Origin of the sequence: Fusibacter paucivorans (assembly GCF_018390735.1) — a bacterium.
Taxonomy (GTDB): Bacteria; Bacillota; Clostridia; order Peptostreptococcales; family Acidaminobacteraceae; genus Fusibacter; species Fusibacter paucivorans.
Genome location: NZ_JAHBCL010000018.1, coordinates 61861 through 75129, shown reverse-complemented (window position 1 = coordinate 75129; position 13269 = coordinate 61861). Strand labels below are relative to the sequence as shown.

At 43.0% G+C, this 13269-nt stretch carries 10 protein-coding genes; 6 read left to right on the top strand and 4 right to left on the bottom strand.

Annotation, left to right across the window (positions count from 1 at the left end; all coding sequences use genetic code 11):
* Positions 1 to 52 precede the first annotated feature (52 nt).
* The 4 genes from KHM83_RS11415 to KHM83_RS11400 all read right to left on the bottom strand — a co-directional run bounded on the left by KHM83_RS11415 (position 53) and on the right by KHM83_RS11400 (position 6191).
* Positions 53 to 1300, bottom strand: coding sequence for a glyceraldehyde 3-phosphate dehydrogenase NAD-binding domain-containing protein (locus KHM83_RS11415; protein WP_213237149.1), 1248 nt, complete (start codon positions 1298 to 1300; stop codon positions 53 to 55).
* Positions 1290 to 5423, bottom strand: coding sequence for a PEP/pyruvate-binding domain-containing protein (locus KHM83_RS11410; RefSeq protein ID WP_213237148.1), 4134 nt, complete (start codon positions 5421 to 5423; stop codon positions 1290 to 1292). The genes KHM83_RS11415 and KHM83_RS11410 overlap by 11 nt, the downstream gene beginning before the upstream one ends.
* Positions 5424 to 5644: 221 nt before the next feature.
* Complete coding sequence (locus KHM83_RS11405) at positions 5645 to 5959, bottom strand: YbjQ family protein (protein ID WP_213237147.1); 315 nt, start codon at positions 5957 to 5959, stop codon at positions 5645 to 5647.
* Between the two features lie 13 nt (positions 5960 to 5972).
* Positions 5973 to 6191, bottom strand: coding sequence for a hypothetical protein (locus tag KHM83_RS11400; RefSeq protein WP_213237146.1), 219 nt, complete (start codon positions 6189 to 6191; stop codon positions 5973 to 5975).
* A gap of 264 nt (positions 6192 to 6455) precedes the next feature.
* Here KHM83_RS11400 and KHM83_RS11395 point away from each other — a divergent pair, with 264 nt between their 5' ends.
* The 6 genes from KHM83_RS11395 (at position 6456) to KHM83_RS11370 (ending at position 13248) form a co-directional block, all read left to right on the top strand.
* Positions 6456 to 7322 carry a TIM barrel protein gene (locus tag KHM83_RS11395; RefSeq protein ID WP_213237145.1) on the top strand — a complete coding sequence of 289 codons (867 nt, stop codon included), beginning with the start codon at positions 6456 to 6458 and terminating at the stop codon, positions 7320 to 7322.
* 188 nt (positions 7323 to 7510) lie between these two features.
* Complete coding sequence (locus tag KHM83_RS11390) at positions 7511 to 7777, top strand: Veg family protein (protein WP_213237144.1); 267 nt, start codon at positions 7511 to 7513, stop codon at positions 7775 to 7777.
* Between the two features lie 448 nt (positions 7778 to 8225).
* Positions 8226 to 9458, top strand: a complete 1233-nt coding sequence (gene arcA / locus KHM83_RS11385; RefSeq protein WP_213237143.1) for an arginine deiminase — start codon at positions 8226 to 8228, stop codon at positions 9456 to 9458.
* Between the two features lie 79 nt (positions 9459 to 9537).
* A complete protein-coding gene (gene argF / locus KHM83_RS11380; protein ID WP_213237142.1) occupies positions 9538 to 10530 on the top strand; it encodes an ornithine carbamoyltransferase in 993 nt (330 codons plus the stop codon).
* Between the two features lie 91 nt (positions 10531 to 10621).
* Positions 10622 to 11569 carry a carbamate kinase gene (gene arcC, locus KHM83_RS11375; protein WP_213237141.1) on the top strand — a complete coding sequence of 316 codons (948 nt, stop codon included), beginning with the start codon at positions 10622 to 10624 and terminating at the stop codon, positions 11567 to 11569.
* Positions 11570 to 11835: 266 nt separating this feature from the next.
* A complete protein-coding gene (locus tag KHM83_RS11370; protein WP_213237140.1) occupies positions 11836 to 13248 on the top strand; it encodes a sigma-54 interaction domain-containing protein in 1413 nt (470 codons plus the stop codon).
* Positions 13249 to 13269 lie beyond the last annotated feature (21 nt).

The window sequence follows — 13269 nt, the reverse complement described above, 5'->3', positions numbered from 1 at the left end:
GCAAATACATGTTGATCATGTACTGCCGGGATTTTATATAGAGTGTATTAAACTACAGTAAATTTTTGTCGACGTATTTTGTCAGTTTGCCGAGGGCGTTGACATAGCTGCCAAATTCATTGTCATACCAGCCAAATATTTTGGCGTGGGTTACAGGCAAATCGAGATCGCTGTGAATTTCGCCATGATAGCGGCTAAGGGTTTCGGCATCCAGTGATAAGAAGCCTGTTCGCGTGTGATTTTCACGTCCTTCAATAACGATTGTCGCCATTTCGCCCTTGAGGTCTGACGAGACGTTTTGATTGGTGCTGAAATAGAGCAGTCCCTTTTGAGGACCTTCAGCAGCACGCATGTAGATATCGTTGATAAACGCGCGGTCGATGACGGGCTGGCCCTGTTTGTTAAGTTCTGTTCGGAATGTGAGGTTCAGCGAAATCAAAGAGACCGTCTGTGTTGGAATACGGATGGAATCAGCCATAAAGCCGACTTTTTTGATTTCCGGCAATATTTCTTCCAGTGCGATGGCTGCTCCCGTACTGCTAGGAATGATATTGCTCAGCGCTGAACGATTTTTACGAAGATCTTTGGCATTGGCAGCAGGTGCAGAATCGAGAATGCTCTGCGTATTGGTTGCAGCGTGTACCGTTGTCATGGAAGCGGTGACAATTCGCGAGGTTTCTTCTGTTTCGAGCAGTGGCTTCATCATATGTGCGAGCCCTGTTGTGGTACAGCTTGCAGCTGATAAAATATGATGTTTCATTGGATCGTAGAGAAAATGGTTGACGCCGTAAACGAAGAGGCCGCTGTCTTCAGGTCTTTTTTGAACGCCTGCACCTAATTTAAATGGTGCGCTGACGATCACTTTTTCTGCGCCTGCTTCAATGTGACCGCGAAGGCTTCCTTTGGGATGATCGGCAGGGAGACTTGGGTCTAAAAAGACACCGGTACAGTCGACGACGAGGCGAACGCCTTCTTTGCCCCATTCAATATCACGAGGATTTCGGGCAGCCATCAGCAGCTTGATTTCAATACCGTCGATTTCGACGAGGTTTTCAGCAGCGTCGATAATTTTTATATTGAGACTCTGACCGGAATAACCATAGCGGAAGCGTTCCAACGTACCATAAGTGGAATCGGTTGTCAAATAGTGAATGGCATCGTCAAGACTTTTGCCAATGGTGCGACCGGAGTTAATGACGATACGGTCAAAATGTCGCTGATTTAAGTGATTCCAAAGTGTGAGTTTTCCAATCCGGCCAATGCCGTTTATGCCCAAAATGCGTTTGTTTCTAAGATTCATGTTCGACCTCCCTCAATATTTCAAATGGGCTTTCCACCGTTTTATAAGCGCCTAGGAATATTTGCCCTTTTTCACCATCTAATGTGATTGCGTCACCGACATGAAGCACTTTACCGTCAAAACGGCATGCTTTCTTGAGTTCATCCACTGAAAGACCATTACAGCCGACAATACATACTTTACCGAGACTGGCTGCTGTAACCGCGGCATGTGACGTGGCACCGCCTCTTGCTGTAATGAGACCGTCACACTGAAAGATCAGCGGAATATCATCCGGCACTGTGTCGGGACGTGCCAAAACGATTTTCTGATCTGGATTTTCAGCTCTAATTCGCGTCATGTCTTCCAAGTCAAAGGCGAGGACGCCCGATAGTATTTCCGGGCTAATGCCAATGCCCTTGCCGAGCAATGACGAAGGTGGCGGTAGATTTTCAAAACGCGTTTGCGTTTTTTGATTTTTTAAATTTTGATTTCTGATTTGTAAAATATACAAATCTTCAACGGCATCAGATTCGAATGTGAACTCAATATCCTGATGTGCAAAACCGTAGGTTTCAATGAGCAGTTCCGCATCTTTTTTGATCTGTTCATATATTTCAGGAAAGCCTGATTCGAGTGACATCGTACTTTCTTTATAGTGTGCTTTTCGCTGTTTTTCTGTAATGGGCAGTGTGTGAACGAGTCCTGAAACGACATCTTCACCTTGACTGCATAAGACAAAATCGCCGTAAAGTGTAATGCCGGCAGAAGGGTTTTTAACAAAAGGACTGCTTGTAAAGACGACGCCAGTGCCGGAACGATTGGATCGGTTGCCTAAAATCATTTTTTGAACCAGAACCGCTGTTCCCCAACCGCCAGCGATTTGCATGTGTTTTCGGTACTCATCGGCACTCTTGGAGAACCATGAATCGACGACAGAGGCAATGGCTTGTTTCATTTGTTTAAAAGGGTCTTCTTCAAAGGCAAGTCCGTGATCCGAGAGAATCTTTTTATAGGCCATCGCAATGCTGCGCATTTCATCCGGCGAAAACTGTATCTTGGTTTCAACGCCGTAACGTGTTTTATGCGTTAGCATCGCGCGATCAAATTCGTCGCGGTTGATGCCAAAGGCCATCCCCCAACTCTGCAAAAATCGACGGTAGCTGTCCCAAGCAGTCCAGCCCATGCCGGGCTGTTTACTGAAATGTTCTGCAATTTCATCGTTCATGCCGACATTTAAGAACGTCTTCATAGCACCGGGCAGTGACAGACTCGATCCGGAGCGAACAGAGAAGAACAGCGGATTGTCTGGATCCCCATAACGCGTTCCCGTTTGATTTTCAATTCTCGTGATTTCATCTTTGATATGGTTATTGAGTTCCTGCATCATCAGCGGATGTTTTCTGAGGATGTCCTTATGTCTGAAAACTTCCGTCGTTAAAATAAAACCAGGTGGCACGTTAAAGCCATAGTCGGTGAGCTTTTTCAAAAAGTATGCTTTGGCACCAAGAAATACAGGATTGTCAATTGGCGGTGTCGCATAATTCAGTGCACTGTAAGCTAAGTCTGGATCATAGGTCATCATGCTTTCAATTGCTTCAGATGCGTATTCAGATTTGACAGCGAGCAGTGCTTCGTGAATACGCATAATAAAGTGATCAAGATCCTGAACGAGAAAAGCGGCTGAGAGATGTTCTCTAAAAAAGCCCTCTGATATCTTGAAAAACTGCTGTTTTGCTTCTATCGATCCGTCAAGACATGCTGGCTCAGTACAAGGCAGCTGAGGAATAATAGCTTCTAGCGGGCCATCAAACACGCTGATGAAATATTCATCCATGATACGGTTGATATCACGTGCCATAAATTCAAAGAGGTTAAAGTACTGTTCGAATGAAAATGACGGTGACGACATGGCATATTTCAGCATATCGAGATGTGAGTTAAAACCTTGATTCGAAATGCCATCCAGTTCAAGGCCTCGTTGAAAAGCTTTCAGGACTTCGTAAATATGCCGAATCGTTCGTGCAGAAACATAATCCAGATTGACGCCTGCGACAATTTGCATCATCAGTTTTGCAGCAGTGCGCTCAAGCCGATACATTAATCCTAGGGCATCAAATTTGCTCTCGATATATTGTCCATACATGGAGGGGATGCCGACGGCGACATGGCGTTTGTAATAGATTTGTTCCAGTGCTTCAGAGACTTCCGGATTCAAGATGATGCTTTTGAGCCGACTCATGAAATCGTAGATTTTATTAAGGGCTTCTTTGTGGGCATCGGCTTCCAGAAGCGATTGCAACGTTTCGAGTTCTTCACCAATGAAGAAGTGGTAGCCTTTCATGAACGCGACAATATCATCGGATTCTAATGAATATTTTTCTAATAAGAGTGCGTGAATTTCAAAGAGGTCAGCGACGCGTCTGCGATCGCGTTCATTGCCGACGCCTAGTGATAGAACATCTTCAATTGTTTGTTCCCAAGCATCAAGGCATTTTGGAATCAATTGCTCTGATTCGCCGCAAAGTGCGGTCAAAATGCTATGAACGCCTTCGAACCATGTTGCGTCATCGCCAATGTGTTCATAAACATCCTCAGGGACCACTGACTTTAAGATCGTCTTGTCGCCGGAATGCCAGTAACTCAAAATTTTACGCGTTAATTGAATATGCGTGTTGTTGCTTTCTGTATGCACTTGTTTCCTTAAAAAGTGTATCAACCGATCCTTGCGCATGGAGGCTTCATCGACCTCGGTCGTCACTTCACGAAGGCGGCCTTCAGCGCCAATATCCCTGAAGTAGACTGGGAATATTCGTGCGAGCTGTTTAATTTCACGGTATACCGGTGCGATTTCTGCATTGAGCATTTTGGTGACATCGCGTTGAAAGAGATCGGTATCCGAGATAAAAATACCACCAAGCTTGAGATTGACGATCAGTGCTGCCAGCAAATTACGCATTGCCAGAGGTGCGTGTTCAATCAGTTCGAGCCAGACGCGAATATTTTTGACATGACTGGTGTTGATTTTGATTTGCCAGTCTTCATTGAGTTCCATTTCGCCAGGATATTGGAATCCGAGGGCGATAAGACGATAGACAAAATAGGTAATATGGTCTTCGCGTCCAGCGTCAATGACTTCTTTGCCCAGCGTGAGAATACAATCCAGCACAATGCCGCTGTGATCAATGGCGAGCGTTTTAAATTCCGCCATGATGACATCAATAAAAGCGGTGACGTCTTCATCGCCAAGCTCTTTAAAGACGCTTCGAAGATTGCGGTTGACATCATAAAGAAGATGATCGCTCAAATGCAGCATGCCCTCTATTCGCAGCAAATAATACAAATAGTAAATACTGTCGAGGTGTGATCGAATTTGCTCTGTAAAGCTCCGATAATAATTGGAAAGATCGTTGTAGAACATGAGTTTTGATACTTCTTTCCAGTTGTTGGCCAGTTTAAGCTCTTCATGTAAACGCACGTAGAACTGGTGGCCGATCGGTTCGAGATCACTCGACTTGAGACTCTGAAAATGTGCCTGTTTTTCATGATACCAAGCCAGAACGTCAGTAGCTGTTTCCCAGTCGGTATAGCAGCGGTTCAGCAGCCGCTTTGTAATGAGGACAAGCTGTGATTCGAGTTCTGCCAGGGCGCCAACTCTGGCGAGATAAGTTTTAAAATAGCCGGTATTTTTTACGTAGAGTATCTCGTGATGCTGTGAATCTTCATCTAAAATAGCAAGTGCACGATGGATGATGCCTTCCGGATAAGTATTTAATGCCGTTAGGCGATCCATGAATTTGATAAATGTTTTAATCAGTAAATCGCGCTGAGCTTCTGTTAGCTGGGCTTTCATCAAGGTTTTAAAAATACTCAAAAAAACGTCAAAGGCGCGTTCGGCATCTTCGAGCCCATTATAGAACCATAGTTCCGTCAGGCAGATGCTGTGCAGCGATTCAATGACGTATTGGTTGTTTCTAAATTTGTGATTTAGTTCCAGCAGGAAGTCCTGTGTGCGTTTATGCGTTCCCCATTTTGATTCAGACAGCGATAATAGCCATACCTGTTCTTCAGGTATCTGAATGCTCAGGTCGCGTGTATTTTCAAGATTGACTTCAAGCGCTTTTGATACAATATGATCGGACATGATTACCTCCCAAATATATTGTCCAATTAGGAAGCTGGACGTTTTTCATCCCTAGTCAGTATATCATATTGTCGAACGGCAAGAAGACCCTTTTTTCAAAAAAAAATGTTTTTTTGTGAAGACAATTTTTTTATATTAAAAAAGCCAGCCCATTTGCGCCTTTTTACGCATTGCAATAGGGTTGGCTTTCTGTAGTGAAATGGATAGTCTGTTGTGTCGCATTATTCAATGATGACAGCTGTGCCATAAGCGAGAACCTCTGCTGCGCCCTGCATGACACTGGACGAAGCATATCGAATGTTGACGATGGCATTGGCGCCAAGTGCTTCTGCTTCAGCCACCATATTTTTAGTTGCAATTTGCCTTGCTTCTTGAAGCATTTCGCTGTATTCTTTCATCTCGCCGCCGACGAGCTGCCTGAAGATAGAGGTGATATCCTTCCCAATGTGCTTAGCACGGATAGTACAACCTTTGGCAATGCCTAGGGTTTCAACGATTTTTTTGCCCGGAACATCCGGCGTCGTAACCAATAGCATAGAAACCTCCTAATTAATACTTTTTATAATCATTGTTCTCTTTTTTATAATCGTTATACCGATCGACAATTAGTGCGATGATGAGTACGATGCCACAGAGCAACAATGCGACGGCATTGTAATTAATTGCCGACACCAAGAGATCGCTTTGTGGTGCAACCACCGTTGAAAAAACTAATAAGACAATTGTCGTGAGCAGTATAACGAAAACATAGCTGGTTTTTTTGACCATGACTTGCCTCGCTTTCAAGAGCTCAGGGTTCGTTTTTACTTTTCTGTCTAATTTAATTGTAGCAAAAAAAGCTGATGAGGTTATTAAAAAAGCATTAAAAATCATGTCAAAAGCTGTTGGATTCGCTATAATGTTGAATAAGGTGCTAAGGTGTATAAGAGCGTCTGCATAAAATAGATTAATGTAGAAAACATTTCATGACACCGCGCCCTCCATAAAGCATATGCATATGATCTAAATGACAGAGCGAGAAAGAAGTGTATCATGTATTCAAATTTAGGAACCAATATGGCCTTTTTTAAACTGGAAACCATTGAACAAATGGCATTAAAGCGTATTGAAGTTTGTCAGGGGCGCCACCGACCCTACCGGGAAAACGTCCCTTCCATTGAAGCCAACATACGTATGGCCAATGCAAAAGGGATCCCCGTATCCGTTCATTTGCCGATTTATATTCCCGATGATTATCCTTGGGACTTTTTAGATGCATTTTATCTTGATAAAGATCCTGTAAAGGCGGCACAAGCGTTTGCCATATTAGAGGACAATCTCAAACGATTGCAAAAATATCACATTGCTTACTGTGTTTTGCATTTTGCTGGGGTATATGAAGAGATTGAAGCGCCCGAAACGTTTAAGCTAAGATTAAAAAGTGCGTGCGATCGCCTTGAAGCATTGGCTGCTGCGTATGGTATAAAAGTATTGGTTGAATACTTTGGTTCAAATGTTAATTTTTATGATGTCGCTGATTGGATTGACTGTTTTAAACCTTATCGGTCCGTAGGCATTCTGCTGGATACTTGCCATTTCTACTTTGCAGCGAAGTGGCGCGCTTTTGATTTTGAAGCAAATCTGCGGCTGCTGGCATCGCATGCAGAGGCCTTTCACATTTGGACAACATATGGTGAAGGCGTCTATCAAGAAGCAGAAGGTTATGTGAAATTTCACCATATCGTTCCGAATATTGAGCAAACTTCTGCAAATGGCTGGGCATTTGATACGATGCGTGTTTTAACTGTCCTTGCTAAAACGGGCAAACCGATGATTATTGAGGCATCGCCTCATTATTTGAGCTATGATTATTATATCAACAGCATTAAAGGTATTCAAAAATTCATCCATGATCTTTAGGTCGCCAGTCCTAAAAGGCCGAATGTTCATAGAATAAAACGTTTAAAAATTCAGAAAAAATTTGGTTATTACGATGTTAAAATGACGTTAATCGTTGAAATATCAACAATTATCAATTTTGCTAATAGTTTGACAATTTTTGGCTAGGATGATAAAATGGGATAAGCTAACAAAAGGACGGTGGTCAGATGGCAACTAAACAGACATTAGATGATATAAAGAGAAATGTTCAAGACTGTTTGGGGAAAAGGGTTGTATTGAGAACGAATAAAGGGAAGCGAAAAGCAAAAGTTCGTGAAGGGATTATTGAAGACGTATTTCCAAGTGTGTTCATCGTGAGAATTGATGCTGGCAGAGAATCTGAACGGACGATTTCTTTTAGCTATTCCGATATATTGACGGAATCTGTAGAGGTAACGATTTCTGGTACGACAGATCGAATAATGGTTTCATAACCAAATACATAAGAAAAACATTCACGATGATGGAGTGTTTTTTTTATTTTTTGGAGAGAATGGCACACAATTCAATACATAAATATAGAAAAAAGTATATAAATATTCACTCGGATATGCTATGATATTCTAAATCGCCAGTAGCAGACAGCAATGGGCGGCAACGGAGATGGAAAAAAATAGAATAATATGCACCGCGTGAATAAACGAGGCGTTTTTTAAAAATGAAAACCCTTAAGAAAGCTTAAAATTTCAGCGCTTGTAATGTTTTTTAAAATGATGTTATACTAAGTTGTAGACGGCCGGCATGAATATTTTTACATAATCTGGCAATGCGGAGATTGAATGATTGAGAGGGTGTTGTGCACAGCAGCGGTATTCGCAGCGAAGAGGCGGCACAGATTCTACCTTCTAATGATTATTCAGCGCAACGAATACGAGGTGAAACATGTTTGATGGAAAACTTCAAGTGTACTCTGAAATTGGTGTTTTGAAAAAAGTGATGCTGCATCGACCGGGGATGGAAATTGAAAACCTGACACCGGAGTTGATGAACAGACTGCTCTTTGACGACATTCCGTATTTAAGGGTTGCACAGGAAGAACACGATGCTTTTGCAGATGTCTTCAGAACATGCGGTGTTGAAGTCGTTTACCTAGAAACGTTAATGGCGGAAGTGTTGCAAGATAAGGCAACAAGGGCAATCTTTATGGATGAGTTTATTGCTGAGGCGGGGATTGTATCGCCTTACAGAGTGGCGATGGTGAAGGCATATTATGAAGCGTTTGAAGATGCAGAAGCATTGGTTAAAGCGCTAATGACCGGAATACGCCGAGAACGTATTACATTTGGCTTGACGCATTCCTTGGCAGATCTTATTGAAACGCAGTATCCATTTATTATTGATCCAATGCCCAATCTGTATTTTACCAGAGATCCTTATGCAGTGATCGGCAATGGCGTTTCGTTAAATAAGATGCGAACGCTTACGAGACGGCGCGAAACAATTTTTGCAAAGTATATTTTTGAACACCATCCCGCAGTTAAACAGCATCAAGTGCCGCTATGGTATGACAGAGAAGATCCCTATGCAATTGAAGGCGGGGATGAGCTGATTTTATCGGATAAAGTCATTGCTATTGGGGTATCACAGCGTACAGATGCAGCGGCAGTTGATCTCATCGCCAAACGTATCTTTCATGCAGGGCAGCCGTTTGAAACGATCTTGGCTTTTGATATACCAAAGACGCGTGCATTTATGCATTTGGATACAGTATTTACCATGGTGGATTATGATACCTTCACAATACACCCTGAAATTGAGGGGCCGCTAACAGTCTACTCTATACAGCGAGGGGATCATCCTGGGGAATACATTATTGAAAAAGAACATATGGAACTTGAAGCAATTTTAATGAAGTATTTGCAGCTCGATAAAGTTAAACTCATTCGATGCGGCGGCAAGCCGGGGATTGATGCTGGGAGAGAACAATGGAATGACGGCTCAAACACGCTTGCCATTGCACCGGGGGAAGTCATTGTTTATGCGCGTAATCATGTAACGAACCGATTGCTTGAAGCGGCGGGAATCAAGCTCCATGTTATACAGTCATCGGAGCTTTCGAGAGGGCGCGGCGGGCCGCGGTGCATGTCAATGCCGCTTTACCGAGATCAATTATAATAAACAGGGCCGGGGCTTATCGCGATGAGATGCCATGAGATGCCGTTCCCTTGAATAGATAATATTAAGGAGGATTCTTATGCCAGTTAGTTTAAAAGGCAGACATTTGTTGACGCTCAAGGATTATACCAGTGAAGAAATGCATTATCTTCTGAATTTGGCCATGGATCTAAAGGCTAAAAAGCGTGCAGGCATTCAAGGCACGCTGCTGGAACGTAAAAATATATGTTTGATCTTTGAAAAAACTTCAACGCGAACACGTTGTGCATTTGAAGTTGCCGCATTTGACGAGGGCGCCAGCGTCACATTTCTTACCAATAGCCAAATGGGTAAAAAAGAGAGTGTTGAAGATACGGCAAAAGTACTTGGTAGATTTTATGATGGTATTGAATTTAGAGGGTTTAAGCAGGAAACAGTAGATGCTTTGGCGAAATACTCCGGCGTACCGGTTTGGAATGGTCTTACGGATATGTATCATCCAACTCAAATCTTAGCGGATTTTTTAACAATTAAAGAACACGTGGCAAAACCGCTGAATAAAGTAAAATTTGTCTATGCAGGCGACGCGCGCAACAATATGGGGAATTCGCTGATGATCGGTGCAGTCAAAATGGGGATGCATTTTGTTGCCCTAGCACCAAAAGCGCTTTGGCCGTCGGAAGCGCTTGTTGCAGAGATGAATGCCGTTGCAGCAGAAACGGGCGGCACGATTGAACTCTCAGAATCGATTGATGCCGTTAAGGGTGCAGACGTTATCTACACCGACGTGTGGGTATCAATGGGAGAAGAACATCTTTTTGCAGAACGTATCAAGCAGCTGATGCCATATCAAGTCAATAAGGCAATGCTCGATGCCACGGCGAATCCAGATGTGATCTTTATGCATTGTCTGCCTGCTTTCCATGATCTTGAGACAACAGTTGGGCAGGAAGTTGCCAAAAACCATGGAATCACTGAGATGGAAGTAACAGATGAAGTTTTTAGAAGCAAACACTCTGTCGTATTTGACGAAGCCGAAAATCGTATGCATACGATTAAAGCCGTCATGGTTGCGACGATTGGCAATTTGTAATTGATAAAGGTGGTTGAGGATCATATCTCATCACAGAATGACCGCAGCATCACAGCGGATTATTTTTCACAAACCATAAGGGGGCAAAAACATGAAAAAGCAGGAAAAAATCGTGGTTGCTCTCGGCGGCAATGCACTTGGCAGGGCGCCGGAAGAACAGATCAGACTCGTAAAACACACGGCAAAACCCATTGTGGATCTCATTGAAGAAGGCCATCAAGTCATTTTGGCTCATGGAAACGGTCCGCAGGTTGGGATGATTAATCTCGCTATGTCAGCAGCAAATGCTGCCGCTGCCGGAACACCTGAAATGCCGTTTCCCGAGTGCGGTGCCATGAGTCAAGGTTATATCGGTTATCACTTGCAAAATGCTATTCGCGAAGAGATACACAACCGTAATCTCAAGGTACCTGTTGCAACAGTCATCACACAAGTGATTGTCGATAAAGATGATCCGGCTTTTCTCAAGCCCATTAAGCCAATTGGCGCATTTTATGCGGAAGAAGAAGCGCTGGCACTAATGAAGCAGCATGATGACTACCAGATGGTAGAAGACGCAGGCAGAGGATGGCGGCGCGTTGTCGCTTCACCAAAGCCAGTAGACGTGGCTGAAAAAGATACGGTTAAAATCCTGATGGATAGTGGTCACATGGTGATTACTGTTGGCGGAGGCGGTATCCCTGTTTATAGAGACGGCAATGCGCTTATTGGCATTCCGGCCGTTATTGACAAAGATTATTCTGCAGAGAAAATCGCAGAACTAATGGATGCAGATTATCTTATCATTCTAACCACTGTGGAAAAAGTGGCGATTAATTTTAATACGCCTAATGAGACATGGCTGGATAGAATGACCGTTGATGAAGCGACAGCTTATATAGAAGACGGGATGTTTACACCTGGCAGTATGCTGCCAAAAGTTCAAGCAGCTGTGCTGTTTGCAGCATCTAAAACAGGGCGAAAGTCACTGATTACATCACTTGATAAGGCAAAAGACGGTATTGCAGGACTTACGGGGACTATCATTACACAAGCATAATACGTATGAGCATTTTTTGATTTCAGGCAGAAAAAATTCGACAAACAATATAAATAGAGAGATTTGACTGATCCCAGTGGCGAAGTAAAAGCGCTCGTTTGAGAACAGTCATCTCTCTATTGTTCATTTTTTGTGCAATTTGGTACGATACTTGCATTAATAAAAAAGCAGATGAGAAGGTGGGCAACACTTCATGATTAAGTTATAATATGAATAGTACCCCACATGATACTGTATTCTCAAATACGTGATGAAAGTGTGATAGGATGGAAAATACGATTCATTTACAGTCCCAAGTGGCAGATGATGCACTTGTTAAGAATTTAAACCGAATTTTTGACCCGGTGCCGGTGCCGATCATTCTCTTAAACAAGCATACTGAAATCTTGATGATTAATCAGCCCTTTGCAGACTATTTGGGGTACTCGCGTGAAGAAATTATGGGGAAGCGCGTTGATGTGGTTGATCCCAATACGAGATTTCCATATGTTTTCAAATCTAAAAAACCTGAAATATATTGTAAGCATAAGTTCTCAAATGGCCACACGGCGCTCGTTCACAGGATTCCAGTGCTCGATGACAACGGAGAAGTAGCCTATGGTTTCGGCATGGTCGTCTTTGACGATTTAAGAAGTCTGCAAGAAGTGCTTGAACGCAACAAGCTGCTGGAAGGTAAACTGATGATCTATCAGGAAGAACTTAAAAACATCCGAGGTGCCAAGTATTCATGGGATACGATTATTGGTAATTCACTAGTGATGCAGCATGTTAAAATGATGTCGTCTAAAGCGGCAAAGACGGATTCCAATGTTTTAATTATTGGTGAAAGCGGTACAGGAAAGGAATTGTTTGCACATGCCATACATAATGACAGCAAACGCTTTGACGGCCCGTTTGTCAAAATTAACTGCGCGGCTATTCCTAAAGATTTGCTTGAGTCGGAGCTTTTCGGCTACGAAGAAGGGGCGTTTACAGGTGCTAAAAAGCACGGAAAAGTCGGAAAGTTTGAACTTGCAAACGGTGGGACGATTTTCTTAGATGAAATTGGGGATATGCCGCTCGATATGCAGGTCAAAATACTAAGGGTGCTTCAAGAGAAGGAAATAGAGCGCATTGGTGGCAATCGAACGATTCCCATTGATACGCGAATTATTGCAGCGACAAATCGAGATTTAAAGGAACGGATTAAGGAAGGCGAGTTTAGGGAAGATCTTTACTATAGACTCAACGTCATTAATATTGAAGTACCGCCGCTGCGAAAGCGGAAAGAAGATGTCGAACTGATTACACTGAAACTGATGGAAAAACTGTCAAATAACTTGGGACGATATGTGAGTAATATTACCGTTGAAGCCCTTGAGAGCCTTAAGCAGTACAATTGGCCCGGCAATATCAGAGAGCTCGAAAACGTCATCGAACGTGCGATTAATATGACGGATACGGAGAGTATTGAAATGCAGCATCTGCCGGCTTTTATGATTTCAGAACCAAGTGACGAGCTAAAGGACACACCGCTTGTCAGTTTGCGGACAGCTGTTGAAGAAGTAGAAAAGACAACCATACACAACTGTTTGAAGGCTGTGAGCTACAATAAACTAAAAGCTGCGAAAATACTAGGGATCAGCAGAACAAGTCTCTATGAAAAAATAGAAAAATACCATATTGATACACCGAATTAGGAGGCGCAATGCAAACCTTAA